This window comes from Streptomyces sp. NPDC051578, from assembly GCF_044454045.1.
GTDB lineage: Bacteria > Actinomycetota > Actinomycetes > Streptomycetales > Streptomycetaceae > Streptomyces.
Genome location: NZ_JBITDH010000005.1, coordinates 27969 through 54244 on the forward strand (window position 1 = coordinate 27969; position 26276 = coordinate 54244).

General features: G+C 73.1%; 22 protein-coding genes and 1 tRNA gene. 12 read left to right on the forward strand and 11 right to left on the reverse strand.

Going from position 1 to position 26276, the window contains the following annotated elements:
* Positions 1-387: 387 nt before the first annotated feature.
* Together ACIA6C_RS21790 and ACIA6C_RS21795 are read right to left on the reverse strand one after the other, a co-directional pair.
* On the reverse strand, positions 388-1236 hold the full coding sequence (locus tag ACIA6C_RS21790; RefSeq protein ID WP_399278076.1) for an aldo/keto reductase: 849 nt from the start codon (positions 1234-1236) through the stop codon (positions 388-390).
* A gap of 154 nt (positions 1237-1390) precedes the next feature.
* Positions 1391-3214, reverse strand: coding sequence for an AMP-dependent synthetase/ligase (locus ACIA6C_RS21795; protein ID WP_399278682.1), 1824 nt, complete (start codon positions 3212-3214; stop codon positions 1391-1393).
* A gap of 332 nt (positions 3215-3546) precedes the next feature.
* On the opposite strand from ACIA6C_RS21795, the gene ACIA6C_RS21800 reads away from it, so the two are divergent.
* The 3 genes from ACIA6C_RS21800 to ACIA6C_RS21810 all read left to right on the forward strand — a co-directional run bounded on the left by ACIA6C_RS21800 (position 3547) and on the right by ACIA6C_RS21810 (position 5705).
* Positions 3547-3984, forward strand: coding sequence for a (2Fe-2S) ferredoxin domain-containing protein (locus tag ACIA6C_RS21800; protein WP_366082444.1), 438 nt, complete (start codon positions 3547-3549; stop codon positions 3982-3984).
* A 69-nt stretch (positions 3985-4053) separates the two neighbouring features.
* Complete coding sequence (locus tag ACIA6C_RS21805) at positions 4054-4638, forward strand: TetR/AcrR family transcriptional regulator (RefSeq protein ID WP_399278078.1); 585 nt, start codon at positions 4054-4056, stop codon at positions 4636-4638.
* Between the two features lie 86 nt (positions 4639-4724).
* Positions 4725-5705, forward strand: a complete 981-nt coding sequence (locus tag ACIA6C_RS21810; protein WP_399278080.1) for a zinc-binding dehydrogenase — start codon at positions 4725-4727, stop codon at positions 5703-5705.
* A gap of 41 nt (positions 5706-5746) precedes the next feature.
* On the opposite strand, the gene fdhD is transcribed toward ACIA6C_RS21810, so the two are convergent.
* The gene (gene fdhD / locus ACIA6C_RS21815) at positions 5747-6574 is read right to left on the reverse strand and encodes a formate dehydrogenase accessory sulfurtransferase FdhD (protein ID WP_399278082.1); all 828 of its coding nucleotides are present in this window, start codon (positions 6572-6574) and stop codon (positions 5747-5749) included.
* A 221-nt stretch (positions 6575-6795) separates the two neighbouring features.
* Between fdhD and ACIA6C_RS21820 the strand changes: the two genes are divergently transcribed.
* Both ACIA6C_RS21820 and ACIA6C_RS21825 read left to right on the forward strand, forming a co-directional pair.
* On the forward strand, positions 6796-7737 hold the full coding sequence (locus tag ACIA6C_RS21820) for a beta-ketoacyl-ACP synthase III (protein ID WP_361132848.1): 942 nt from the start codon (positions 6796-6798) through the stop codon (positions 7735-7737).
* A gap of 123 nt (positions 7738-7860) precedes the next feature.
* Positions 7861-7948: transfer RNA gene (locus tag ACIA6C_RS21825), tRNA-Leu, on the forward strand.
* 58 nt (positions 7949-8006) lie between these two features.
* Here the strand turns inward: ACIA6C_RS21825 and ACIA6C_RS21830 are convergent.
* Positions 8007-9524, reverse strand: coding sequence for an FAD-dependent oxidoreductase (locus tag ACIA6C_RS21830; protein WP_399278084.1), 1518 nt, complete (start codon positions 9522-9524; stop codon positions 8007-8009).
* Between the two features lie 184 nt (positions 9525-9708).
* Here ACIA6C_RS21830 and ACIA6C_RS21835 point away from each other — a divergent pair, with 184 nt between their 5' ends.
* Positions 9709-11430: a protein kinase gene (locus ACIA6C_RS21835; RefSeq protein WP_399278086.1), complete on the forward strand. Its 1722-nt coding sequence runs from the start codon at positions 9709-9711 to the stop codon at positions 11428-11430.
* Positions 11431-11439: 9 nt separating this feature from the next.
* On the opposite strand, the gene ACIA6C_RS21840 is transcribed toward ACIA6C_RS21835, so the two are convergent.
* Both ACIA6C_RS21840 and ACIA6C_RS21845 read right to left on the reverse strand, forming a co-directional pair.
* Positions 11440-13287: an IclR family transcriptional regulator C-terminal domain-containing protein gene (locus ACIA6C_RS21840; RefSeq protein WP_399278088.1), complete on the reverse strand. Its 1848-nt coding sequence runs from the start codon at positions 13285-13287 to the stop codon at positions 11440-11442.
* Entirely contained in the window at positions 13284-13736 is a 453-nt protein-coding gene (locus tag ACIA6C_RS21845) for an RNA polymerase sigma factor (protein WP_229873781.1), read from the reverse strand. The genes ACIA6C_RS21840 and ACIA6C_RS21845 overlap by 4 nt, the downstream gene beginning before the upstream one ends.
* 702 nt (positions 13737-14438) lie before the next feature.
* Between ACIA6C_RS21845 and metG the strand changes: the two genes are divergently transcribed.
* The 3 genes from metG to ACIA6C_RS21860 all read left to right on the forward strand — a co-directional run bounded on the left by metG (position 14439) and on the right by ACIA6C_RS21860 (position 17687).
* Positions 14439-16154: a methionine--tRNA ligase gene (gene metG, locus ACIA6C_RS21850; RefSeq protein ID WP_399278090.1), complete on the forward strand. Its 1716-nt coding sequence runs from the start codon at positions 14439-14441 to the stop codon at positions 16152-16154.
* Between the two features lie 160 nt (positions 16155-16314).
* Complete coding sequence (locus ACIA6C_RS21855) at positions 16315-16872, forward strand: hypothetical protein (protein ID WP_399278092.1); 558 nt, start codon at positions 16315-16317, stop codon at positions 16870-16872.
* A 38-nt stretch (positions 16873-16910) separates the two neighbouring features.
* The gene (locus tag ACIA6C_RS21860) at positions 16911-17687 is read left to right on the forward strand and encodes a hypothetical protein (protein ID WP_399278094.1); all 777 of its coding nucleotides are present in this window, start codon (positions 16911-16913) and stop codon (positions 17685-17687) included.
* A gap of 71 nt (positions 17688-17758) precedes the next feature.
* Here ACIA6C_RS21860 and ACIA6C_RS21865 read toward each other — a convergent pair whose 3' ends face one another.
* The 3 genes from ACIA6C_RS21865 to ACIA6C_RS21875 all read right to left on the reverse strand — a co-directional run bounded on the left by ACIA6C_RS21865 (position 17759) and on the right by ACIA6C_RS21875 (position 20227).
* Entirely contained in the window at positions 17759-18940 is a 1182-nt protein-coding gene (locus ACIA6C_RS21865; protein ID WP_399278096.1) for an MAB_1171c family putative transporter, read from the reverse strand.
* A complete protein-coding gene (locus tag ACIA6C_RS21870; protein WP_361132827.1) occupies positions 18937-19494 on the reverse strand; it encodes a toxin-antitoxin system, toxin component in 558 nt (185 codons plus the stop codon). The genes ACIA6C_RS21865 and ACIA6C_RS21870 overlap by 4 nt, the downstream gene beginning before the upstream one ends.
* A 64-nt stretch (positions 19495-19558) precedes the next feature.
* Positions 19559-20227: a helix-turn-helix transcriptional regulator gene (locus ACIA6C_RS21875; RefSeq protein ID WP_361132824.1), complete on the reverse strand. Its 669-nt coding sequence runs from the start codon at positions 20225-20227 to the stop codon at positions 19559-19561.
* A 336-nt stretch (positions 20228-20563) separates the two neighbouring features.
* On the opposite strand from ACIA6C_RS21875, the gene ACIA6C_RS21880 reads away from it, so the two are divergent.
* The 3 genes from ACIA6C_RS21880 to ACIA6C_RS21890 all read left to right on the forward strand — a co-directional run bounded on the left by ACIA6C_RS21880 (position 20564) and on the right by ACIA6C_RS21890 (position 25143).
* Positions 20564-21436: a helix-turn-helix domain-containing protein gene (locus ACIA6C_RS21880; protein WP_399278098.1), complete on the forward strand. Its 873-nt coding sequence runs from the start codon at positions 20564-20566 to the stop codon at positions 21434-21436.
* A 227-nt stretch (positions 21437-21663) separates the two neighbouring features.
* On the forward strand, positions 21664-23013 hold the full coding sequence (locus ACIA6C_RS21885) for a 6-phospho-beta-glucosidase (protein WP_399278685.1): 1350 nt from the start codon (positions 21664-21666) through the stop codon (positions 23011-23013).
* Between the two features lie 36 nt (positions 23014-23049).
* Positions 23050-25143, forward strand: a complete 2094-nt coding sequence (locus ACIA6C_RS21890; protein WP_399278100.1) for an MDR family MFS transporter — start codon at positions 23050-23052, stop codon at positions 25141-25143.
* On the opposite strand, the gene ACIA6C_RS21895 is transcribed toward ACIA6C_RS21890, so the two are convergent.
* Together ACIA6C_RS21895 and ACIA6C_RS21900 are read right to left on the reverse strand one after the other, a co-directional pair.
* On the reverse strand, positions 25140-25625 hold the full coding sequence (locus tag ACIA6C_RS21895; protein ID WP_399278102.1) for an NUDIX hydrolase: 486 nt from the start codon (positions 25623-25625) through the stop codon (positions 25140-25142). The two genes, ACIA6C_RS21890 and ACIA6C_RS21895, sit on opposite strands and share 4 nt — an antisense overlap.
* Positions 25622-26248: a helix-turn-helix domain-containing protein gene (locus ACIA6C_RS21900; protein ID WP_399278104.1), complete on the reverse strand. Its 627-nt coding sequence runs from the start codon at positions 26246-26248 to the stop codon at positions 25622-25624. The genes ACIA6C_RS21895 and ACIA6C_RS21900 overlap by 4 nt, the downstream gene beginning before the upstream one ends.
* Positions 26249-26276: the final 28 nt, after the last annotated feature.

A 26276-nucleotide genomic window follows, 5' to 3' on the forward strand; every position in this document is an offset into this window, starting at 1 on the left:
GCGGTCCCCCCCCCGCCGCCCGCGGTGGCCCGCCACCACCCCGGGGGGCCCCCCCCCCCCCTGTCGCGGCGCCCCCCCGGGGGGGGGGGGGGGGGCCCCCCCGCCCGCCCCGCCGCGGCGGGCCTGCGCCCCTACGGGAACGTCCTGTTCGCGGGCCGTGGGCGGGGCCGCACCCCACGCCGCGCGCCCGCCGACCTGCCGGCCGGGCGCTACGCCTCCCGGATGAGCCCCCGCGGCGTCGCCGCGCGGAGCCCGCGGACCGCCCGGAGCGGCTGCCCGGCCAGGACACCCCGCGCCCGGAGCCGAGGTACCGCCTGCAGGAGTTCGTCAGCGGCTGCGGCACCGGCTGAGAGCGGCCCGTGAGCCGTCCGCCCGGGCCCGGGCCCCTCAGACGTCGAAGACGGCCGGGTCCGGGCCGATCCGGCGGGCCGAGGGGCCGGAGCCCAGCGCGTCCAGTACCGCCATGTCCTCGGCGTCGAGCTCGAAGCCGAAGACGTCAAGGTTCTCCCGGATCCGAGCCGGCGTGACGGACTTCGGGATCACGACGTGACCCGACTGGAGGTGCCAGCGCAGCACCACCTGCGCGGCGCTGCGCCCGTGCCTGGCCGCGACCGAGGCGACCGCCGGGAGGGTCAGCAGCTCCTTGCCCTGCCCCAGCGGCGACCACGCCTCCGTGGTGATGCCCAGCCGGGCGTGCAGGGCGCGCAGCCCGGTCTGCGGGAACAGCGGGTGCAGCTCGATCTGGTTCACCGCCGGGACCAGGGCGGACACCTCGCCGATCCGCTCCAGGTCTTCCGGGCGGAAGTTCGACACGCCGACCGCCTTCGCGCGGCCGCTCGCGGCGATCTCCTCGAAGGTCTCCCAGATGGCCAGGACGTCGTCGCGCATCGGCCGGGGCCAGTGGATCAGGTACAGGTCGACGTGGTCCAGTGCCAGCTTGGCCAGCGAGTCGTCGAACGCGCGCAGGACCTCGTCCCGGCCCCAGCGCTGCGACGGGCCGTTCCACAGCTTGGTGGTGACGAACAGCTCCTCGCGCGGCACACCGGACGCGGCGAGCGCCTTGCCGGTGCCCTTCTCGTTGCCGTAGATGGCGGCGGTGTCGACGCTGCGGTAGCCCGCCTCCAGCGCCGTGCCCACCGCCCGCTCCGCCTCGTCGTCCGGAACCTGCCAGACGCCGTAGCCGAGCTGGGGCATGAGGGTGCCGTTGTTGAGCTTGATGCCGGGGACCTGGTTCACGTCGGGTCGTTCCTCGCGATCGGGTGGGGTGGGGTGGGGCCGGTGTGCCTGCGGCGACGCGTCGGGCGACAACCGGCCATGTCTACGGCGTATTCCCGCCATCGGGGTGGTCTAACGGCTGGTCCGCGCGCTCCGGATCCGCGTGTGCGCGCCGTCAGCGTTCGTACAGGGCCGCGACCTCCGCCGCGTAGGCCTTCTCGATCGCCCTCCGCTTCAGCTTGAGCGAGGGAGTCAGCAGGCCGCCCTCCTCCGTGAACTGCCCGGCCAGCACCCGGAACGTGCGGATCGCCTCCGCCTGCGAGACCAGCGTGTTCGCGGCGACCACGGCCCTGCGCACCTCCGCCGTCAGCTCCTCGTCGTGCACCAGCTCGGCCGCCGCCCGCTGCGGCAGCCCGCGCATCGACAGCCAGTGCGCGACGCCCTCCACGTCCAGCGTCACCAGCGCCGCGATGTACGGGCGGTCGTTGCCCACCAGTACGCACTGCGACACCAGCGGATGCGACCGCACCCGTTCCTCCAGGGCCGTCGGCGAGACGCTCTTGCCGTTGGAGGTCACCAGGATCTCCTTCTTGCGCCCGGTGATGGTCAGATAGCCGTCGTCGTCCAGCCGGCCCAGGTCCCCGGTCGCCAGCCAGCCGCCGCGCAGCACCTCCTCCGTGCCGCGGGGGTCGTTCAGGTACCCGGAGAAGACGTGGCCGCCGTGCAGCCAGACCTCCCCGTCGTCGGCGATGTGCACCGTACAGCCGGGGATGGGCGGCCCCACCGTCCCGTACTTCGTCGCCCCCGGCGGGTTCGCGGTGGCCGCCGCGCTCGACTCCGTCAGGCCGTAGCCCTCGTACACGGTGATGCCCGCGCCGTCGAAGAACAGGCCGAGCCGGCGCGACATCGCCGATCCGCCCGACATCGCGTGCCGGACCCGGCCGCCCATGGCCTCGCGGACCTTGCCGTACACCAGCCTCTCGAAGAGCTGGTGCTCCATGCGCAGCCCGGCGGAGGGTCCCGGACCCGTACCGAAGGCCTTCTGCTCACGCGCCTCCGCGTACCGCACGGCGGTTTCCACCGCCCGGTCGAAGGGGCCGGTGCGCCCCTCGGCCTCCGCCTTGCGGCGGGCCGCGGCGAACACCTTCTCGAAGACGTAGGGGACCCCCAGCACGAACGTCGGCCGGAAGGCGGCGAGGTCGGGCAGCAGCTCGGCCGCCGCCAGCACCGGCTGGTGCCCGAGCTTGACCCGGGCGCGGACGGCCGCCACCTCGACCATCCGCCCGAAGACGTGCGCCAGCGGGAGGAAGAGCAGCGTGGACGGCTGTTCACCCGCCCCGGCCTGGAAGACCGACTCCCAGCGGGCCACCATCGTGTCGGCCTCGAACATGAAGTTGGCGTGGGTGAGGACACAGCCCTTGGGGCGGCCCGTGGTGCCGGAGGTGTAGATGACGGTGGCGACCGCGTCCGGCGTCACCGCCCGGCGGTGCCGGTGCACCACGTCGGGCGCCACCCCCGCCCCGTCCGCGACCAGCTCCGCCACGGCCCCGGCGTCGAGCTGCCACAGCCTGCGCAGGCCCGGGAGGTGCTCGATGACCGAACCGACGGTCATGGCCTGGTCCTCGTTCTCGACGACGCAGCCCGTGCAAACCGAGTCGTGCAGGATCCAGTGCACCTGTTCGGCGGAGGACGTGGGGTACACGGGTACGGGCTGGGCGCCGATGGCCCACAGGGCGAAGTCGAACAGGGTCCACTCGTAGCGGGTCCGCGACATCACCGCGACCCGGTCGCCGAAGCCGATGCCCTGGGCCAGCAGCCCCTTCGCGAGCGCCAGTACCTCCTCGGCCAGCTCGCCGGAGGTCACGTCGCCCCAGACCCCGTCCGTCTTGCGCCCGAGCACGACCCGGTCCGGGTCCTCGCGGGCATGCTGGAAGACGATGTCGGCGAGGCCGCCGGACGGCGTGCCTGCGACCACGGGTGGGACGGTGAACTCGCGCAACATCCCGCTCCTCTCCGTGCGGCGCCGCGACGCTATCCCACGCGACCGGCCGACCGGCACCCCCCGGGAAACCTCCACAAGATCCCCCCTGACCGTCCGGAGTACGTGTGACCTGCACGGAGGGCGGCCCGGGGCCTCGGCGCGCAGGCCGGTCCGGCGGTGCTGCCGTTGACGGTGTCGCACCAGATGCAGCTGATGGTCCGTGCGGTGCCGGCCCGCCGCCGGGCCCGGGACCCCGAGCCGTCGACGGCGCCGAACTGCCCGCCCGCCATGTGGCGGAGGTCTCCCGGAGGGGCCAACACCCCGCCGCGCAGGCCCGGTAACGTGCGTCGGTGACCTGGATACGCCCGCTCTCCGCCCACGCCGAACGCCCGTGCACCCTGGTGGTCTGCCGGGGCTGCTGCTGCGGAGACCCCCGCAAGAACCCCGGCACCGACCACGACGGCCAGCTGGCCCGGCTGCGGGAGGCCGCCGCCGCGTCCGGGGGGCGCCTGGCGGTCCGTACGAGCGAGTGCCTCGGCCCCTGCGCCCAGGCCAACGTGATCGTCGTCCAGCCCACCAGCGAGGCGCGGCGCCGGGGCGCCCGGGCGACGTGGTTCGGCTGGGCCCTCGACGACACCGCGACCGACGAGATCATCGCCTGGGCGCAGGCGGGCGGCCCGGGCGCCGGCCCCCTTCCCGCGACCTTGGAGCTGCACCGCATCGACCCGCCGGCCCCGGACCCGGCGCCGGCGCGCGGCAACGACCGCCGGGGGCGCAAGAGGAGATGACGCGGGCCTGCCCTTGCCGGTGCGGGGGAGGGCCTTGTTCTTGAATGCCCATTCATGTATTTTCCTGTCATGCCCCGCCCCCGCGAGTTCGAACCCGACGCCGTGCTGGACCAGGCCATGCTGCGATTTTGGTGGCAGGGCTACCGGGCCACCTCGATCGAGGACCTGGTGAAGGCGACCGGGGTGAAGCCCGGCAGTCTCTACAGCGCCTTTCCCGGCGGCAAGCGCACGCTGTTCCTGAGGTCGCTGGAGCGGTATTCCAAGCTGGTCGTCCCGCAGAAGCTGGGCGAGCTGGCAGCGCCCGGCGCCTCGCTGGGCGCGCTCCGCGGGTACTTCGACGGCCTGGTGAGCGACCTGCTCAGCCCGGAGGGCCGGCAGGGGTGCCTGCTGGTGAACACCGCGATCGAGAACGCGGCCGAGGACGACGAGGCCGCCGCCGTCGTGCGCGGCCATCTGGCCCGCCTGGAGCAGTGCATGGCCACGGCCCTGCGCAACGCCCGCGACACCGGGGAGGTCCGGGCCTCGGTGGACCCGGCCGGCAGTGCCAAGCTGCTGGTGGCGGCGTGTCAGGGCCTGATGGTCGTGGGGAAGGCGAATCCCGACGGGACGGTCCTGCGCGCCATCGTCGACAACGCCTTCGCCGTCCTCGCCTGACGGGCCCTCCCTCTGGGCCACCGCACGCGGTGGCTCTTTTTTCAGCCCTTGTAATTGAATAACCATTCAAGAATGGAGCCCGCCCCATGAAGGCCATCGTCATATCCGCCTACGGCCCTCCCGAGGTACTGCACGTCACCGAACTGCCCGACCCCGTGCCCGGGCGGGGAGAGGTGCTGATCCGGGTCAAGGCGTTCGGCCTCAACCACGCCGAGGCGTACATGCGCGCCGGCGCCTGGGGCGACGTCGCGGCCGTCCCCGGGATCGAGTGCGCGGGATCGGTCGAGGCCGACCCCTCGGGCCGCCTCGCCCCCGGGACCCCGGTCGTGGCGGTCCTCGGCGGCATGGGCCGCACCCGCAACGGCAGCTACGCCGAGCTGGTCACGGTGCCGGCCACCAACGTGACCGCAGTGGACTCGTCACTGGGATGGGCCGAGCTGGCGGCCGTACCCGAGGTCTACGCGACAGCGTGGAACGGGCTGTTCGGCAACCTCGGCCTGCGCCCGGGCGAGCGGGTACTGGTGCGCGGAGCGACGTCCTCCCTCGGCCAGGCCGCGGTCAACCTCGCCGTCGACCACGGCGCGAAGGTCCTCGCGACCACCCGCGACCGCGCACACGCGCCGCTCCTGGAAGGACTCGGCGCCGAAGAGGTCCTCATCGACGACGGTCGCCTTGCGGCCCAGGTCGACCGGAGCGGCCACACCGTCGACGCGGTGTTCGACCTCGTCGGCAACAACGCCCTGCGCGACTCCCTGGCCACGGTGCGCCCGCGCGGTCGGGTCTGCCAACTCGGCTTCCTCGGCGGTTTCGAACCCGTACACGACTTTGACCCGATCGCCGACCTCCCGTCCGGCGTGCAACTGAGCTTCTTCGGCAGCGCCTTCGTCCTGGGCGGCCCCGACTACCCGCTCGCCGACGTCCCTCTGGACGCGATCTACGCCAAGGTCGAAGCCGGAGTCCTGCCGGCAAGGCCGGTGCGGACCTTCCGCTTCGACGAGATCGTCGAAGCCCACCGGGTCATGGAAGCGGGCGGGGCGCTGGGCAAGATGACCGTGACCGTCGACTGAGACGCCCGCCCCCCGCTCGCCGGCGCGGTCGGGGCCGGGTCCTACAGCGTCACGCGCTCCTCGCCCGCGTAGATGTTCATGTCGTGCCCGCGCAGGAAGCCGACCAGGGTCAGCCCCGACTCCAGTGCGAGGTCCACCGCCAGGGAGGACGGGGCCGAGACGGCGGCCAGCACGGGTACCCCGGCCATCACCGCCTTCTGCGCCAGCTCGAAGGACGCCCGGCCCGACACCAGGAGCACCGCGCCGCCCAGCGGGAGACGGCCGGACTGCAACGCCCGGCCGATGATCTTGTCGACGGCGTTGTGCCGGCCCACGTCCTCCCGTACGTCCAGCAGCTCGCCCTCGGCCGAGAACAGCGCCGCCGCGTGCAGGCCGCCGGTACGGTCGAAGACCTTCTGCGCCGCACGCAGCCGGTCCGGCAGCTGCGCCAGGACCGCCGCGCTCACGCGCACCGCGTCCGCCGCGAGCCCGGGGAAGCGGGTCGCCGTACGGACGGCGTCCAGGCTGGCCTTGCCGCACAGACCGCAGGAGGAGGTGGTGTAGACGTTCCGCTCCAGGGAGATGTCGGGCAGCGGAACCCCGGGAGCGAGCCGCACGTTCACCACGTTGTAGGTGTTCGACCCGTCCTCCGTCGCCCCCTCGCAGTAGGTGACGGCCTGGAGGTCGGCGGCGTGCGCGAGCACGCCCTCGCTCACCAGGAAGCCGGCCGCGAGCGCGAAGTCGTCGCCCGGGGTGCGCATCGTGATGGCCAGCGGCTTGCCGTTCAGTCGGATCTCCAGCGGCTCCTCGGCCACGAGCGTGTCCGGCCGGGTCCCGGCGACGCCGCCGCGGATCCGGACGACGCGACGGCGTTCGGTGACCCGTCCCATGTGATCAGTCCGCCGTTCTGTCGCTCTGACGTGCGTACGGTCCGTCGCGCACCTGTCCGCCCCATTCTCGCGGATGCGCCGTTCCCGACGTCCCCGGCAGGAAGATCCTCTGAATTCTCCAAAGTAGGCCCCCATATTCCTGTCGGGTCACACGCACCCGTACCCGCCGGTAGCAGGCAAAGCTGGGTGAACCTGACACTCGTACGAGAGGGATCCCGCCCATGACCGGTTCACGCGTGGTGGCGCTAGGGCACTACCAGCCCGCGAGAGTGCTCACCAACGAGGACCTCGAGGCGATGGTCGACACCAACGACGCGTGGATCCGCTCGCGGGTCGGCATCAGGACCCGCCACATCGCAGGCCCCGACGAGCCGGTCGACGAGCTGGCCTTCCAGGCGGCGGGCAAGGCCCTCGCCCACGCAGGGCTGCTCCCGGACGACATCGACCTGGTCCTGGTGGCCACCTCCACCGCGATCGACCGCTCGCCCAACATGGCCGCCCGCGTCGCCGCCAAGCTGGGCATGAGCGCCGGACCCGCCGTTATGGACATCAACGTGGTCTGCTCGGGCTTCACCCACGCCCTGGCCACCGCCGACCACGCGATCCGGGCCGGCTCCGCGACCCGCGCCCTGGTCATCGGCGCCGACAAGATGACCGAGATCACCGACTGGACGGACCGCACCACCTGCGTGCTCACCGGCGACGGAGCGGGCGCGGCCGTCGTAGAGGCCTGCGCGGAGCCCGGAATCGGCCCCGTGCTCTGGGGCTCGGTGCCGGAGATGGGCCACGCGGTCCGGATCGAGGGCACGCCCCCGGTCTTCGCCCAAGAGGGCCAGGCCGTCTACCGCTGGACCACGAGCCAGCTCCCGCCGCTGGCCCGCAAGGTCTGCGAGAAGGCCGGGATCACCCCGGAGGAGCTGGCGGGCGTCGTCCTGCACCAGGCGAACCTGCGCATCATCGAGCCGCTCGCCACGAAGATCGGCGCCGTCAACGCGGTCGTCGCCCGGGACGTCGTCGACTCGGGCAACACCTCCGCCGCGAGCATCCCGATGGCCCTGTCGAAGCTGGTCGAGCGCGGCGAGATCCCCTCCGGTGCCCCCGTCCTGCTGTTCGGCTTCGGCGGCAACCTCTCGTACGCGGGACAGGTCATCCACTGCCCCTGACCGCCGGGCCGCGCCATGCCCGCAGGTCAGCGCCGCCCCCGCGCCGAATACCCGGTCGGAACCACCCCCGATCCCCTGCTATTGTTGTCCATGTCGCCGCGGGAAACCGGGGCCGACCACCTGGTCCGGGTGGCGGAATGGCAGACGCGCTAGCTTGAGGTGCTAGTGCCCTTTATCGGGCGTGGGGGTTCAAGTCCCCCCTCGGACACCAGCAGGAACCCCACCCTCCGGTGGGGTTCCTTCGCGTTTCCGGGTGTGATCCGGGCGGCTCAGCGGATGGCCGGAGCGGCGAACCAGTGGGCGGCCGCCCGGTCGAACGCTTCGGGGTCGGGGTGGTGGTCGCCGGCCCAGGCGACTATGCCGTCGGGGCGGACGAGGACGGCTCCCACTCCGAGGTCGTCCCCCGCCGGCCCGGCCGCGTACCGTATCCGGCTCGCCCAGCCCGTCGCCGCACCGTGCAGGCACCGGCCGGCGCTGAAATCGAGCAGCAGGCCGCGTCCGTCCTCCATCAGGTCGCCGAGGCGGGTGCCGTCCCCGAGGCGGAGGTCCGGGGCGTTCCGGCCGACGAGCGGGTGCTCGCCGCCGAGGTCGTAGCGGAGCGACGTTCCCGAGATCCTGTCCAGCACGTAGGTCGTTCCGTCGACGGTCGAGAGCAGGTCGCGCACCACCGCTTGGATCGCCTGGGCGTGCGGGTCCGGATTCATGATCGCCACCTGGGCGCGGGACCAGTCGAGCACCTTCGCGCCGATCGGGTGGCGCTCGCGGGTGTAGGTGTCGAGAAGCCCGTCGGGGGCCTGCCCGAGCACGGTGGCCGCGAGCTTCCAGCCGAGGTTCACGGCGTCGCCGATGCCGGTGTTGAGTCCCTGGCCGCCGAGGGGGGAGTGGATGTGGGCGGCGTCGCCCGCGAGCAGGACGCGGCCGCGCCGGTAGGTCGTCGTCTGCATCGCCCGGTCGGTGAAGGTCGAGGCGAGATGGACCTCGCCCAGCGTCACGTCGGTGCCCGACACCCGGCGCAGAACCGCCTGGAGGTGCTCGCGGGTCGGCTCCTGCGAGCGGTCGAACGCGCCGCCGTCGAAGTCCATCATGCCGAGGTTGCCCTCCGCGAGCTGGAGGTACATGCCCGTCGGCGTCAGGTTGAACCCGTAGTGCAGCTTCTCGGGATCGACGACGGTGGCGTGCATCCTGTAGCCGGTGAACCGCGGCTCGGTACCGACGAAGTCGAAACCGGCGAGCCTGCGCACCGTACTGCGTCCGCCGTCACAGCCGACGAGCCAGCGCGCCGGGTACTCGTCCGCGCCTGCTCGGGCGACCACGCCCTCGTCGTCCTGGGTGACGGCGCCGACCGTGACGCCGCGCCGGATTTCCACGCCGAGCTTGGAAGCCTGCTCGGACAGCAGCGCCTCGACGGCTTCGAGGCTCGTCAGCAGGCCCTCCGCCGCCGGGCCGGCAAGCCGGAACGGCAGGGCGGTGTCGTCGAACTTGGCCCCGTCCAGCATCATCCCGGCGAAGTGGCCGCCGCGACGCGGGGGTGACGGTGCCTCGCCGGGGTCCGCGCCGGCCCAGTCCGGGACGCCCGCGGCCGCCAACAGGCGGTCCAGCATGCCGCGTCGGTAGAACGCCTCGACCGAGGCGGCGCTCAGGCCCCGCAATCCGAGCGGCTCCGCCTTGAACGGGGAGCCGGGCTCCGGCTCCCGCTCCAGCACGAGGACGGAGCAGCCGGCCAGACCGAGCTCGCAGGCCAGGAACAGACCGACCGGGCCGCCGCCCACGATCACCACGTCATGCATGGGAAATCCCCCTCTTGAACCGCCTGCCGGATGGTCACCCGGCCGGTCCTCCAAAAGGTCCCAGACCGGACCGACAACCGGCCTACATCCACTGACAGATGACCGACACGGCGGCTGCGCAGCCCGATCCCCCTGATGGTTGCCGGTGCGGCATCATGGCCGTGAACGGGTCTAGGGGGAGAACGTGTCGCAGGGCGAGTCGCGCAACAGTGCTGTGATCGGCGGGCGTTACCGCCTGGAGAAGCCGCTGGGCCGGGGTGGGATGGGCACCGTGTGGCGGGCCGAGGACGAACTGCTCGGGCGGGCCGTCGCGGTCAAGGAACTGCACCTCGACGGCGGCCGCGAGGCCGGGGGCGCCCTGCGGGAAGCCCGTACGGTCGCGCAGGTCAGGCATCCGCACGTCGTCGTGGTCCACGACGTGGTGGAACACGAGGGCCGCCCGCACATCGTGATGGAACTCGTCGACGGCGGCTCGCTCGCCGACCGGCTCTCCAGCGGCGGTCCCCTGAGCGTGGAGGAGACGGCGCGGACCGGTCTGGCGCTGCTCGGAGCGCTGGGTGCGGCGCACGCGCGCGGGGTGCTCCACCGGGACGTCAAACCGGCGAACGTCCTGATGGAGGCGGGCACGGGACGGGTGGTGCTCACGGACTTCGGCATCGCCCACCTCGCCGGGGCCACCACGATCAGCGAGACCGGCGCGTTCGTCGGCTCGCCCGAATACACCTCGCCCGAGCGGATGCAGGGCGCGGCGGCCGGTCCGGCCTCCGACCTGTGGTCGCTCGGCGTGCTGCTGTGCGCGGCGCTGACCGGGGAGTCGCCGTTCCACCGGGACTCGCTCGGCGGGGTCCTGCACGCCGTCGTCTATGCCGAGATCCGGCCGCCGGCACAGGCGGGCCCGCTGCTGCCGGTCGTACGGGGACTGCTGGAGCGCGATCCGGAGCGCCGGCTGGGGGCGGCCGAGGCGGAGCGGATGCTGTCCTCGTACGTGGCCACGGGACGGGCTCCGCTGGTACCCCCCGCTGTTCCGCCCTCTGGGCCGGGGCCGGTCGACGCGCCCCCGCCCGGGCCGGTCGACGCGCCCCCGCCCGGGCCCGCCTGCCCAGTGCCGCCCGGGCCCGTCGACGCCGCTCCGACGGGGCCGGTCGACGCCGCTCCGACGGGGCCGGTCGACGCCGCCCCGGCGCGGGCGATGGGGGCGGGGCTGCGGGCCGGGCTGGTGGCCGCGCTCGTCGTCGCGGCCGTGGTGGCCACCTTGGCCGTGACGTCGCTGCTCCGGGGCGGGACGGCGGAACCCGCCGGTCGGGCGGCGCCGGGCCCCTCCGCCGGCACGGTCGTCTCCCCGGTTCCCGCGAACGCGGGCCCCTCCTCTCCCCAGGCCCCGGCTCCCGCCCCCTCGGCCCCGACCGCCTCCGCCCCGACCGCGCCACCGACCTCCAGGCCGGCCGCTGCGAGCGCCAAGCGGGCACCCGCCGGTTACCGCACCGTGGCCGACCCGCGGGGTTTCGCCCTGGCCGTTCCCCAGGGCTACCAGCGCACCACCGATGACCAGCGGGTCATCTACGTGTCCCCGGACGGGGCCTTCCGCATCGGCATCAAGGTGACGCCGGCTGCCTCCGGCGGCCCGCTCGCCGTCATGAGGGCCTCCGACGCGGGCGGCCCCGACAGCAACCCGGGCTACCGCGACGGCACGGTCGTCGCCACCACCCACAACGGACTGCCCGCCGCCCTCTGGGAGTTCACCTGGAACGGCTTCACCACGGCCGAGGGCGCCCGGCACACCTTCGACCTCTGCTGGGACGAGAACGGCCTCATGTACGACGTCTGGGTCTCCGCTCCCGTCGGCCGGCTCGGCGAGGCCCGCAGCCACTTCGACGCCGCCCTGGACTCCTTCACCCCGGGCGGCTGACGGCAGGGCCTACGCCCTGTCCCAGGCCCGCAGCACCACCAGCCCCCCCGGCGCGGACAGGGTGCCGGGGCTGACGGGGCCGAAGGTCCGCGGCAGGGCCAGGCGCGGCTGCCCGCCGTCCGAGGCGGCGTCGAAGAGGTACGCTGCCGCCGAAGCCGGGTCGCTGACCAGGTGCGGGCCCTCGGGGGCGGCCGCGCTCCCCACGCCGGTCAGCGGCGTACGGAACAGGTTCCGCAGGTGGCGCAGGACCTCCGGGGTGATCCCCGCCGCGCCCGCCTGCTGCGCCTCGGGCCCGCCCACCGGCTCCGCCTGGGTCCCGGCCTCGGGGGCGTCCGGGGGGATCGCCCCCGTTAGGAGCAGGGCCAGGAGCACCGGGACCGCCTTGCGGCGCAGCGCCTCGGTGGCGGGCCGCAGCCGGTGCGCGTGGGTGGCCGGGAGCGAGAGGGCGAGGCTGCCGGCGGCGTCGCCCGCCGCGATCGGGACGGCCGCGCAGACGACCCCGGGGGAGTACTCGCGCAGGTCGAAGACGGGGGCTCCCGGGGCCACCGCGTCCAGGGCGCTGAACAGGACCCGGCTGTCGGTGATGGTCTGCGGGGTGAGCCGGGCCGGGCGGTGCCGGGCCACGTGATCGGCCCGCCGGTCGTGGTCGAGCTGGGTCAGCAGGCACTTGCCGACGGCGCTGGCGTGCGCGGCGGCCCGGAAGTCCACCCACTCCCGCACCGGCGGGGCACCGGGCCCGTCCGCCATCTGCGTGATCCGGACCTCGCCCTCGGCGTACCGGCTGAGGTAGACGGCGGCGCCCGCGCTGTCCCGCGCCAGCGCCAGGGTCCGCTGCAACTGCTCCGCGAGGCCCGTGCGGCCCGGGCCGGCGAGCCGGTCGAGGGCGGGCCCCCGGCCGTAGACCCCGGCGGCCGCGCGGTACGCGTACTCCTCCTCGCACAGCATCGACAGGAGGGGCCGCAGCGCCGCATCCGCCAGCCCCGCCTCCCGCGCGAGCCGGCCTGCCCGTACGCCCAGCGGGTGCCGCTCCAGTACCCGTACGACGGCGAGGGCGCGGCGGGCCTCGGCAAGGGCCTCGCCGGGGCCGGCGGAGCGGCCGCCGAGGCGGGCCGCCGCGGTCAGGGCCGGGTGGCGCAGCGGGCCCGCGCCGATCCCGGTGGGCTCCGCGGGCACCGCCGGGGGCCGGAACGCGGTGATCACCGACGCCAGGCCCGGCTTCGGCAGCGGCACCGGGCCCAGGTCGGGGTCGTCGTGCTGGTCGACGTAGCGCAGGACGGCCGCCTGCGCGCACAGCCGCACGTCGCGCAGGTCGCGGCGGCCGCCCGGCCGGAACCCGCGGCGGCCGAGTTCGACCGCCCAGACCCGGGCGTCGTGGTGCTCGCCCCGCCGCGAGTGGTCGAGGAAGAGGCAGTACGCGGCGGGCGCGGTGCGCGCGCGGCCCGAGCCGGCCGCGAACTGCCACCAGAAGCGGGCGCCTTCGCGCATCCCGGCCAGGTGCAGCAGACAGCCGAAGACCACGGCTCCGACGAGGTCGGTGCGGCCGCGGTCGGTGAAGGAGCGGAGCCGGGCCTCGGCCTTCGGGTCGCAGACGACGGCCAGGCAGACGGCCTTGAGGTCGCGCCGGGCCCGTTCGGCGTCGAGCGGGACGTCCCGCGCCGGGTCGCTCCAGCCGTATCCGGAACGGCGGCGCGAGCGGCCGTGGGCGTGCCCCATGCCGGTGCGCGGCAGGCGCAGCAGCCGGGCCTCCGCCGCTCCGAGGTCGTAGTGCGGGTAGCGGTCGCGCACGCTCGCCCGGCTCAGGAACTCGGTCAGGGAGCGGGGGGTGCCGTCGCAGTCCCGGCCCTCTCGCGGCCTCATGATTCGGCGGACGCGTCGAGCAGGCGGGCGAGGCGACGGTGGGCCTGCCCGAGCTGCGAACGGACCGTGGCCTCGTCGACGCCCATCACGGCGGCCGCCTCACCGGGACTGCACTGGAGCCCGTAGCGCAGCAGCACCGCGTCCCGCTGCCGCTCGGCGAGCCGGGAGACGGCCGAGTAGAAGCGGATGGTGTCGGTCAGTACCTCGTACTGGTCGGTGTGGACCTCCTTGAGGGCCGCCTCGAAGGCGCTGATGTCCATCGGTTCGGGGCAGGGCGTGCGGCGGTGCTGGCGGTCGACGATCCGTTGCTTGAGGACGGTCCAGGCGTAGGCGTCGAGGCGGTCCATGTGAAGCATCCGGAGCCACTCGTTCATGATCGAGTCGAAGGTGGCGTCCACCGCGTCCTCGGCGGCCGCGTCGGAGCCGAGCTGAAGGTACGCGAAACGCATGTACGCCGGGCGCCGATTGGTATGGAAAGCCCAATAGGACAGGCGTGCGGGCGGGTCCCACTGCGTCATGGGAGTCGGCTGCCGTCGCCGGCTCGGCAGTCCCACGGCACCCCCGGACTCCTCGGGTCCGCCATCGCTCACCGCTCCACCTCGTCCCCTGAACCCGCTGAAAATCCGCCGGAGGCCCTGAACCCACTTCGCCGTGCCGTGCCGTGCCCTGCCCTGCCCCGCCCTCGTACGCCGAACGCCCCTCGCGGCTCTCGTCTGCCCGGCGTCATCGCCGTCAGCCTGTCAGCGCGGGCGCATTCGGTGGGCGCAGAGAGGAAACCTGGAAGCAAAGCGTTCGGTGACGACCGACTCGTGATCTCCTTCGATCGGGTGACGGCTCAACCAGCGCACACGCATATGCCCCCCGGCAGGTGCTCCCACCCGGCAAAACGGTGCCGGCCCCCTGGGACGGACCGGTCGTCCGCACGCGTCCCACGCTCCGGTCACCGGTCCGGGGCCGCGCCGTCCCGCTGTAACATGAAACCGGTGCGAGGGCCGTGACGCAGAGGTCACTTCCCTCGCTTTTGCGTTACGTCCACCCGTGGAAAACGGGGCGCCGGGCCTTTCGGCGGTTCGATACGATGAACAGCATCACAGTCCGTCACGGCCCGTAGTCACCGCACATACCGCACATATGAAATGGAGCATCCGAGGATGGCTCGACACCTGATCACCAGCGCGCTTCCCTACATCAACGGGATCAAGCACCTGGGCAACATGGTCGGGTCGATGCTTCCGGCGGATGTGTACTCCCGGTACCTCCGCCAGCGCGGCCACGACGTCCTCTACATCTGCGCCACCGACGAGCACGGCACCCCGGCCGAACTCGCGGCCAAGGCGGCCGGCCTGTCGGTCGCCGAATTCTGTGCGCAGGCGCACGACGCCCAGAAGGCGGTCTACGACGGCTTCGAGCTGTCCTTCGACTACTTCGGCCGCAGCTCCTCGCAGCAGAACGCCGAGATCACCCAGCACTTCGCGCGCCGCCTCCAGGAGAACGGCTTCATCGAGGAGCGCGCGATCCGCCAGGTGTACTCCCCGGTCGACGGGCGCTTCCTGCCGGACCGCTACGTCGAGGGCACCTGCCCGCACTGCGGTTACGACAAGGCCCGCGGCGACCAGTGCGAGAACTGCACCCGCGTCCTGGACCCCACGGACCTGATCGAGCCGCGCTCGGCCATCTCCGGCTCCACGGACCTGGAGGTCCGCGAGACCAAGCACCTCTTCCTCCTCCAGTCCAAGCTCCAGCACGAGGTCGAGGCCTGGGTCGCGGAGCACGAGGAGGAGTGGCCGCAGCTGGCCTCCTCCATCGCCCGCAAGTGGCTGACCGAGGGCCTGCACGACCGCGCGATCACCCGCGACCTCGACTGGGGCGTCCCCGTCCCGGCCGACACCTGGCCGGAGCTCGCCGCCGAGGGCAAGGTCTTCTACGTCTGGTTCGACGCGCCGATCGAGTACATCGCCTCCACCAAGGAGTGGGCGGACGCCGACCCGGCGAACCGCGACTACAAGTCCTGGTGGTACGAGGCCGAGGACGTGCGCTACACGCAGTTCATGGCCAAGGACAACGTCCCGTTCCACACGGTGATGTTCCCCGCCACCGAGCTCGGCACCCGCGAGCCGTGGAAGAAGGTCGACTACGTCAAGGCCTTCAACTGGCTGACGTACTACGGCGGCAAGTTCTCCACCTCCCAGAAGCGCGGCGTCTTCACCGACCAGGCGCTGGAGGTCCTGCCGGCCGACTTCTGGCGCTACTTCCTCATCGCCAACGCCCCCGAGTCCGACGACTCGTCCTTCACGTGGGAGCACTTCGCCGCCACCGTCAACAAGGACCTCGGCGGCACGCTCGGCAACTTCGTCAACCGCGTGCTGACCTTCTCCCGCAAGAAGTTCGGCGACGAGGTCCCGGCGGGCAGCCCGGCCGGCGAGGTCGAGGCCAAGCTGGGCGAGCAGATCGCCGAACTGCTGGCCGAGTACGAGGGCCACATGGAGTCCCTCCAGTACCGCAAGGCCGCGGCCGCGCTGCGCGCCCTGTGGTCGGCCGGCAACGCCTATCTGGACGAGAAGGCCCCCTGGCTGGAGGTCAAGACCGACCTGGAGGGCGCGGCGCTCACGCTGCGCACCGCGATGAACCTGATCCACCTCTACTCGGTGGTCTCCGAGCCGTTCATCCCGGCCTCGGCGCGCGCCATGCGCTCCGCGTTCGCGCTCGCCGACGACACGGCCACGTGGGTCACCCCGGAGCAGGCCAGGTCGCTGGACGCGGTCCCGGCGGGCACGCCGTTCACCGTGCCGCCGGTGCTCTTCGCCCGGGTCACCGAGGAGGACCTGGAGTCCTACCGCGAGCGCTTCGGCGGCTCCCCGGAGGCCTGAGGCCGCCGGACGCAGGCATGACAGGGGCGCAACCCACCGGGTCGCGCCCCTTTCGCGTACCCGCCACGCGTGTCGAAGCCGGGCCGTGATCGTTTCTTCAAGAGCAGCCCCCTGAATCCACTGCGGGCTGCCGCCGAAACGGATCGGGAGGACCAGTCGCGTGGTGACCGCTTGGCAGTACGTCGCCGGGGCCGGGATGGTGGGCGCGCTGTGCCCGCTGCACGGCCATGTGGCGGTCGCCGACGACGGCGCGGGCCACGGCGCCCGGGTCGACATCTGCGTGCCCGCCGGGCATCCGCGACACCCCGCCGCGCCGCACACGCCGGCCGTCACCCCGGAACCTTCCGTACGCGTGACCGCGCCCGGTGAGCGGCGGCCGACCGTGCACCACCCCGGGCAGGCCCCCGGCCTCCCGGCCCGGCCGGGGTCCCCGGCACCCGAGGAGCCGGGGGAGGGGGCGCAGCCGCCGCCGGTCCGGGCGGCTGCCGGGCCACCGGCGCAGGCGGCGCAGGCGGCGCAGGCCAAGGCTCCCGCCCCGCCCGCGCGCAGGGCCGCCGCCGCGCCCGTGACCGCCTTCCACGTGCCGGCGTACCACTCATCGGCCCTTGAGCGCAGGGGCCCGAACGGCATGTCCACCATGATGCTGATGGTCGTCGTCACGACCCCGGCCGTGCTCGCCGCCGCCGCGCTGCGCCCCCGCTCCAAGAGCGCCCGGTAGCCCTTCCACTTCTGCGACCCTCGAACGGGAGAACCCTCGTGTCCGAATGGCTGGTCCTGGCCATCGCCATGGCGCTCGTCTGCGCCCTCGTCCTCGCCTGCACCCTGCTCCGGCACCGCCGGGTCGCGGAGGACGAGGACACCAGCGAAACCCCCGACGTCATCGAGTACATGACGATGATGGTCGGTGTGGTCTACGCGATCGTGCTGGGCCTGGCCATCGCCGGCGTCTGGGAGGCGCGCGGCTCCGCCGAGGACAGCGTGCGGCGCGAGGCGCAGTCGCTGTACGAGGTCACCCAGCGCGCCGACGTCTATCCGGCCCCGGTGCGCGACCGGATCCGCGGGGAGGTGGACGCGTACGTCTCCCACACCGTGAGCGTGGACTGGCCGCGGCTGACCTCCGGCCAGGCCGCCTCCACGGAGGGCGCGAAGCTGCTCGGCACGCTGCGCACCGACGTCACCCACCAGAGCCCGACCACCGAACTCCAGGCGCAGGCCTACCAGCCGCTGCTCGACCACATCGCGGCGGCCGACGACGCCCGGCACTCGCGGATGCAGAGCGACGAGTCCACGCTCCCGGGGGTGGTGTGGTTCGGACTGCTGGTGGGCGGGGTGGTCACGGTCGGACTGATCTTCACGCTCCAGATCCGGCGTTCGGGCCGGGAACTGCTGCTGGCGGGGCTGTTCAGCGCGCTGATCGTGTTCCTGCTGTTCATGGTGTGGAGCTTCGACGCGCCGTACGGTCGCGACGGCTCCGATTCGGCGGCGCCGTTCGAGGACCTCTTCCCTGCGGTGTCGATCGCCGCGGCGCGGTAGGCCGCCGGGCGGTAGGCGGTGGGCGGTAGGCGGTAGGCGGTAGGCGGTAGGCGGTGGGGCGGGCCCCGGCGTCAGAGTCCCGGCACGGCGGCGGCCTGCCGTCGTGCCGCCGCCACCAGGGGCGAGTGGCGCAGGGCGTGGGAGATGCGTACGAGGTCGCGCGGACCGTCGGAGGTGACGTGGACCCGCTCCGCCCCCTCCGCGCCGCCGGTCCCCTCGGGGGCGGTGGCGCTCGTGCGCACGGCCGCCGCCACCATCGCGGCGTCGGCCACGGCGCGGGCCGTGGCCTCGTCGGCGCCGTCCGCGCGGGCCTGTGCGTAGGCCAGGTCCCGGCGGCGGCGGTCGAAGCAGGGGCCCAGGCGCAGGAAGCCGTCGTGGATGTCCGACTCCCGCTGGATCATCCGGATCTCGGCGGGCGACCACCAGGACATGCGGACCGAAGGGGTCCCGGCGGGCGCCGTGCTCTGCATCTCGTGCCACAGGGTGCCCAGGCGCCGGTACGTGGACCAGGTGCGCCAGCTGTCGGAGAGGTGCTGGCACAGCAGGGGCAGCACGAAGCCGGTGGCGCTGACGAGCGCGCCCATGGAGGCGAGCGGCGGGGCGACGAGGGTGCTCAGGTCGTCCAGGTCGTGGCCGCTCCAGCGGGCCACGACGGCCGACATCTTGGCGGCGTCGTAGGCGAGGCTGAACACATAGCCGCCGACGATGATGAACAGGCCGGTACGCAGCCAGCCGCGGACCTGGAGGGCCCAGCGCCAGCACATGGCGGTCATCGTGATCGCTGCCACGTTGTGGGCCAGCAGGTAGGCGGCGATCATCAGCCGGATGTACGGGGTGTTGGCGTAGTACGTGTCGAAGTCCCGCAGCCGCTCCACCGGGGCGGAACCGAGCGCGTACACGACGATGATCGTGCCGATCACCACGGAGTAGCCGGAGATCCAACGGCGGGAGGTGCGCCGGATCTCCTCGGGCTCGCCGCCGCGCCAGTTGAAGATCAGCACCAGGCAGGAGGCGCTGAACGCGGTGATGAGGCAGTACACCAGCGGGGCGGAGAAGTTGGGGACACCGGTCCAGCGGTTGACGGCCGCGATGGTCGGCGGTGCGGCGAAGGTGAACACCGCCCCGGCCAGCGTCAGCAGGGCGCAGACGGAGCGCAGCAGCGGATCGCGCCAGTCGGCCCGCAGGGCCGGCACCTTGAACGCGACGGAGACCGCCATGGCCGCCGCCGGGATGTAGTAGTCCTGTCCGTTCAAAGTTCGTTCCTGTGCCCCCGGTAGCCGAGGGACGTTTCGATCCTGCCCGCGAGCTGGTCCCGCTGTGCCGGCGCGCGGTGCCCGCCGGACCCGGCCAGCCAGTTCCGGCACCGGCTGCCGAGCAGCAGCCCGAAGGTCTCCGCCTCCGTCTCCTCCCGGACGTCGGCCCGGGTGCGGGCGGCGACGCGGCGGACCGTCTCGCCGAGGTCGGCCTCGTCGGCCAGCAGCCGGGCCGCGACGGCGGCGCCGTCGACGTGGTGGCTGCAGTGGCCGGCCTTCATGTGCCACAGTTCGTGACCCAGGATCACCAACTGGTGATCGGGAGCGGTGCGTTCCTCGATGACGATCAGGTCGCGGTGCGCCAGGTCGAGCCACAGCCCGCTGGCCGTCCCCTCGGGGAACGCGGCCATCCGGAACTCCACCGACCGGCCCCGTTGTCTGCTCATGCCCTCGCAGAGCGCGGCGTAGAGGTCCACGGGCTCCACGGGGGCGGTCAGCTTGATGCCGGCCACCAGCTCCGCGCACAACCGCCGCTGCTCTCTGCCTATGCTCACCGTTCTCCCCGTCGGCGCGGATCCGGATCAGGACTCAAGGATCAGATCCAGGCTTTCGACTGGGTCATGATTCGTTCGGTTTGACGCTTTCGAGGAGCATGTCCAGCCATTCGGTCACCTTGTCCCGGTGCTTGTCGCTGGGCAGTTGGGCGGCGCGCCAGGCGATGCCCCGCACACCGTGGTTCTGCAGGAGTCTTGCCAGCGGATCGCCTGCCGACGCGTCCTCGGCGGGTACGGTTTCGCGCTCGCGTCCGGCGAAGTCCTGGAGCAGCTGCTGCTCGGTGCGCTGGAGGGCGTCGGTGAGGGCGTCGGCGTCGTGGGCGGTGAGGAAGCCGGCGTGCACGCCGAAGAAGCGCTGGATCGCGTCGCAGTGCTCCATCGTGGGCCGTCGGTCGCCGTTGATGAGGGCGCCCGCCTGCTGCCGGGACATGCCGGCTCCGTCCGCGATCTCCTGCTGGGTGTAGCGGCGGCCGTTGGGTTTGACCCGGGTCCGCCGGAGCAGGTCCAGACGCTGGAGGAAGCGGGTCTGCAGATCGGGTTCGCCGGCCCGCCGGCCGTCGAGCAGGGTTTTGATCACGTCGGTCGGGACACCCGAGGCCTCGGAGAGCCGACGGAGGTCGAAGACCTGGTTCACGTCGCGGCCCATCTTGCCCGCGAGTTCGGCGACCCTCGTGACGGTGGCTGCCAGAGACGCGTTGGCCACCGCGACGGGAGCCGGGAAGCCGTCTGTCACCAGTGGTTCTCCTAGATCGCGCGGGGTCAATACGGGCACGGGGTCGGCCCCAGGGAATCTATCCGGTCTCCCCCTGGAGGGCCAGAACTTGCCACAGCTGTGGCGGGAATGAGCTGTCTCCAGGCTGGAATTGCCACAATAGTTGACACTCGAATGAAGTCGGTAGCAGGATCGCCACACGGAAATGAAGATCCAGACCGTGAGGAGGGGGAGCTCTCGGTGCCACATCTCGCAGCGGTGGGCCCGTCCGATGGCCTTGCCCGAGCCGGCGAGGAACGCCTGACGGGCGACGACTCGGCCCGTGGCGCAGTGCGGTCGGAGCGACGCAAGGAGCTTTTGCGCCAGCGCCGCGAGGAACTGGGCCTGAGCCAGGAGGACCTCGCCGCACGCCTGCGCATCAGCGTGCGCGCGTACGGTAATTGGGAACGCGGCCTGGTCAAGGAGTGGACGGACCGCAAACTGCTCGCCCTGGCCGAGGCCTTGGAGATGAGCGAGCGGCAGTGCTTCTGGCTGTTCCGGGTCATGGTCGACCGGGATCCGCCGCCCACCTGGCGGGCCGCCGAGGAGAACCGGCTGCCCGAGGACCCCGCCCAGCGCGACTACCTGTGCGACTACGCGGCCCTGATGGAAGCCGTGCCGTACCCGAGCTTCCTGGTGGACCACCGCTGGGACGTGGCCCTGACCAACTCGGCCTTCGACAAGCTCTTCCAGACGGTGCGCCCGCACCCCACCGCCCTGCCGGACGACAACTTCCTGCGCTTCGTGCTGTTCCACCCGGACGCCGCCGCCGTGCTGGAGGACCACGAACCGGCCTGGTGCGTCCCGCTGCTGGCCCGCTTCGCGACCGCGCTGGCCGCCTCCCCGGACGACGAGGGGCTGCGGAGCATCCGTCAGGAGGTGGCCCGCGACCCGTTCATGGAGGCCGCCTACCGCTATGGCGTCCCGCACTGGCTCAGCACCCACGGCGCCGACGCCGCCGAACAGGACGGCGCGGTGCGCACGGTGCGCCACCCGGATCCCGGCTGGGGACTGGTGCGCTGCCGGATGGTGGCGGAGTCCAGCCGGATGCTGGACGCGATGGGGCTCACCCGGATCACCCTGATCCTCTCGACGCCGCAGGGCCGGCCGGCCGGACCCGTCGGCCCGGGCCGGGGGCCCGCGCACCAGCAGGGTGCGCGGCTGCGCGCGGTGCCGTCGCTCGGGGACTGATACCGGCCGCGGCCGCTCGGGCACTGACATCGGCCGAGGCCGTTCGGGACTGATGCCGGCCGACGCCGCTCGGACTGATGCCGGCCAGGGCCGTCGGCCGGGATGCCCCCGAGGGCACTCCCGGCGGGGGACACTGGAAGCCTTGATCGTGTGCCGCGCCGCGCCGCCCCAGCGGGGTCCCGCCCGCGGTGTCACCGATCGTGGCACTGGCGAAGGGCGGTAAGGACGTGCGGCTGACCATCCTCGGCGGGGGCGGCTTCCGCGTACCGCTCGTCTACGGGGCACTCCTCGGCGACCGCGCCGAGGGCAGGGTGACCCGGGTGACCCTCTACGACCAGGACCCGGCCCGGCTCACCGCCATGGCCCGGGTCCTCGCCGACCAGGCCGCCGGAGTACCGGACGCCCCGGCCGTCGCCGCCACCGCCGACCTCGACGAGGCCCTGCGCGGAGCCGACTTCGTCTTCTCCGCCATCCGCGTCGGCGGCCTGGAGGGACGCGCCGCCGACGAGCGGATCGCCCTCGCCGAGGGCGTCCTCGGCCAGGAGACGGTGGGCGCGGGCGGGGTGGCGTACGGCCTGCGCACCGTGCCGGTGGTCCGGGAGATCGCCCGCAGGATCGCCCGCGTCGCCCCCGACGCCTGGGTCATCAACTTCACCAACCCGGCCGGGCTGGTCACCGAGGCGATGGCCGAGGTGCTCGGACACCGGGTCATCGGCATCTGCGACTCGCCGGTGGGCCTCGGCCGGCGCATCGCCCGCCTGCTGGGGGTCCGGCCCGAGGAAGCGTGGATCGACTACGTCGGCCTGAACCACCTGGGCTGGATCCGGGGCCTGCGCGTGGCGGGCCGCGACGAACTGCCCCGGTTGCTGGCCGACACCGAGGCGCTGGAGTCCTTCGAGGAGGGCCGGCTCTTCGGGGCGCAGTGGCTGCGCTCGCTCGGCGCGATCCCGAACGAGTACCTGCACTACTACTACTTCAACCGCGAGACCGTACGCGGCTACCTCCAGGCCCCGCAGACCCGCGGCGCCTTCCTGCGCGATCAGCAGCGCGAGTTCTACGCCCGGGCCGGGCAGGACGGGCAGCCGCCCGGCTCGGCCCTGGCGGCCTGGGACCTGACCCGGGCCGAGCGGGAGGCCACGTACATGGCCGAGAACCGGGAGGCGGCCGGCGCCGGCGAGCGCGAGGAGAGCGACCTGGAGTCGGGCGGCTACGAGAAGGTGGCGCTCGCCCTGATGCGGGCCATCGCTCGCAACGAGCGGGCCACCTTGATCCTCAACGTGCCCAACGGCCCCACCCTTGCGGTGCTCGACGCGGAGGCGGTCATCGAGGTGCCCTGCCTGGTGGACGCGGGCGGCGCCCACCCGGTGTCCGTCGACCCGCTGCCGCTGCACGCCGTGGGACTGGTGACCTCGGTCAAGGCGGTCGAGCGCGAGGTCCTGGCCGCCGCGTCGAGCGGCTCGCGCGCGGACGCGGTCAAGGCCTTCGCCCTGCACCCGCTGGTGGACTCGGTGACCGTCGCCCGCCGGCTCCTCGACGGGTACGCGGCGGAGCACCCGGGCCTGGCCTACCTGCGCTGATCCGGGTTCCGCGTCACCCGCACGGCCCTGTGCCGCATGCGGCCGGGCGGGGGCGCTGTGAGAGTGCGAGATGTGACCACTGCCCCCGCCACAGCCGCCGCACCACCCGTGCTCGACCGGCGGCGGCGCAACGTCGTCTTCGGCACGATCATGCTGGGCGTCCTGCTGGCGGCGCTGGACCAGACCATCGTGGGCACCGCGCTGCCGACGATCGTGGCGGACCTCGGCGGCGCGGCCCACATGTCGTGGGTGGTGACCGCCTACCTGCTGGCCGAGACCGTGGCGACGGTCCTCGTCGGCAAGTTCGGCGACCTCTTCGGGCGCAAACTCATCTTCCAGGTCTCGGCCGTCGTCTTCATCACCGGATCGTTCCTGTGCGGACTGTCCGCAAACATGACGATGCTGATCCTTTGGCGCGGGCTCCAGGGCATCGGCGCAGGCGGTCTGATGGTCACCTCGATGGCCCTGATCGCCGATGTGGTGCCGCTGCGCGAACGCGGCAAGTACCAGGGGGCGATCGGCGCCGTCTTCGGCGTCGCCACCGTCATCGGGCCGCTGCTCGGCGGGCTGTTCACCGATCACCTGAGCTGGCGCTGGGCCTTCTACGTCAACGTCCCGATCGCGGTCCTGGTGGTGATCGCCGCGGCCCGGACGATCCCCTCGGTACGGGCGGCGGGCAGGCCCCGCATCGACTACCCGGGCATCGCGCTGGTCGCGGTCGGCGCGAGCGCCCTGATCCTCGCCACGAGTTGGGGCGGCAACGAGTACGCCTGGGGCTCGGCGGTGATCCTCGGCCTCTTCGTGGGCGGCGCCGTGGCCCTCGCGCTGTTCTGCCTGGTCGAGACGCGGGCCTCCGAACCGATGCTGCCGATGCGGCTGTTCCGCAACCCGGTCTTCGCGGTCTGCTCGGTGCTCAGCTTCGTCGTCGGGTTCGCCATGCTCGGCGCGATGACGTTCCTCCCCACCTACTTGCAGTACGTGGACGGGGATTCGGCCACGGTGTCGGGCGTCCGGACCCTGCCGCTGGTCATCGGGCTGTTGATCGCCTCCGTGTTCAGCGGCAACGTCACCTCGAAGACCGGGCACTACCGGATCTTCCCCATCGTGGGCTCCGCGGTGATGGGTGTCGGGCTGTACCTGCTGTCCCTGATGGGACCCGGCACCGGTGCCTGGCTGGAATCGCTGTACATGTGCGTCCTCGGAGCCGGCATCGGGCTGTGCATGCAGGTCCTGACGATCGCCGTGCAGAACACCGTCGACTACGCAGACCTCGGCACCGCCACGTCCGGGGTCACGTTCTTCCGCACGCTCGGCAGCTCCTTCGGCACGGCGGTCTTCGGCACCATCTACGCGAACACCCTCGCGCCCCGCCTCACGACGGGCATCGCACAGGCGGCGCAGGCCACCGGCCTGGACCCGGCGCGACTGGGCGAGGCCGCCCGCAGCCCGCACGGGGTGCACGGGCTGGACCCGGCCGCCGCCGGGCCGGTCATCGACGCGTACGCGCAGACGCTGCACTCGGTGTTCCTGTGGACGGTGCCGGTGGCGGCGCTGGGCTTCGTCGTCGCCCTGTTCCTCAAGCAGGTCCGGCTGCGCGACAGCGTCCGGGCTTCGTCCACGGACATGGGCGAGGGCTTCGCCTCACCCGTCACCGCCTCCGGGGACTCGGCGAAGCTGCTGGAGCTGGCGGTGGGCAAACTCGTACGCGCAATGGACCCCGACACGGCGCGCGCGATCGTGAACGGCTGCGACACCCGGCTGGACATCGCCGGGGCGTGGACGGTGATGCAGGTCGACCTGCTGACCCGGACGGTCGGGTACGCGAGCCTCGGCCTCGTCGCGGCCCGCCGGTCGCTGCCGCCCGAGGTGCTGCTGCCGGTCTTCGACCGGATGGTGGAGGAGGGCTACCTGAGCCGCGAGGGCGTCTTCTTCTCGCTCACCCCGGCGGGGGAGCGGGAGGCCGGGGTGATCTCCCTGGCATGGGCGGACTGGCTCGGCGACCGGCTGGAGCGCGACGGCGGCCGCCCCCGCAGCGCGGCGCTGCGCGCGGCGGCCGACGCCATCGCCAAGCGCCTCCTGGCGGAGGACCTGGCGGAGGGCAACTTCGCCCCCCGCCCGGCCCGTGCCTAACCGGCCCGGCGCGGGGTGGCGAGGTAGTCGTGCGAAGGGACGTCGGGGAGCGCGGGGGTGAGGTCGGGGCGCCAGGTGCGCAGGACCGCCGCCGAGGGGGCGTACAGGGCGGAGGGGATCTCGGCCGGGGCGAACCAGGACCAGCGGGCGATCTTGTGGGGCTCGGTCACGGCGGGGGTGCCCTCGGCGGCGCGGGTGACGGCGGAGGCCGTCAGACGGGTCAGGCCGGAGTGCGCGTCGATCTGGACACCCAGCACCTCGATGTCCGCCGGAGCCGCCCGCAGCGCCGTTTCCTCGGCGAGTTCCCGGGCCGCGGCCTGCTCGAACCCCTCCCCGGGGTCCACTTTGCCGCCGGGCAGCTCCCAGCGGCCGTCGTGGGCCTGCCCGAGCAGGATCCGGCCGTCCGCGGCGACCACGACGAGGCCGACGCCGACCACCGCGTTGGGCTGCGGGACGGCGCGTTCGGGGCGCTGGGTGCTCATGGGCGTCCTTCCGGGGAGGCGGTGGTAGGGCGCGCCCGGACGTGGATCCGCTCGCCCTGGGGGCCGAACAGGCTGAGGAACTCGGCGGGTTGCGGGCCCGCGTTGCAGAAGGCGTGCGGCGTGCGCGTGTCGAACTCGGCGGCCTCGCCCGCCGTGAGGACGAGGTCGTGCTCGCCCAGCAGCAGCCGGACCCGGCCCGAGAGCACGTACAGCCACTCGTAGCCCTCGTGGACCTTCGGCTCGGGCAGGGGCTGCGACGGGTCGCTCGGCGGCAGGATCTGCTTGAAGGCGTGCACCCCGCCGAAGTCGCGGGACAGTGGTACGTAGGTGCAGCCGTGCCGGACGAAGGGGCGCGGGCGGATCCGGGGGTCGCCCGTGTCCGGCGCGCCGACGAGGTCGTCCAGCGCCACCCGGTGGGCCCTGGCCAGCGGGAGCAGCAGCTCCAGCGTGGGCCGGCGCTGCCCCGACTCCAGCCGCGACAGCGTGGACAGCGAAATGCCGGTGGCCTCGCTGAGCTGCGCCAGGGTCGTGCCGCGTCGGCGGCGCAGCGCGCGCAGCCGGGGGCCGACGGCGGTGATGACACCGGCGAGGTCCTCGGCCGGCTCCTGATCAGCGGGGGGCATGCCACCATTTGCCGCTTCGGCAACCCCG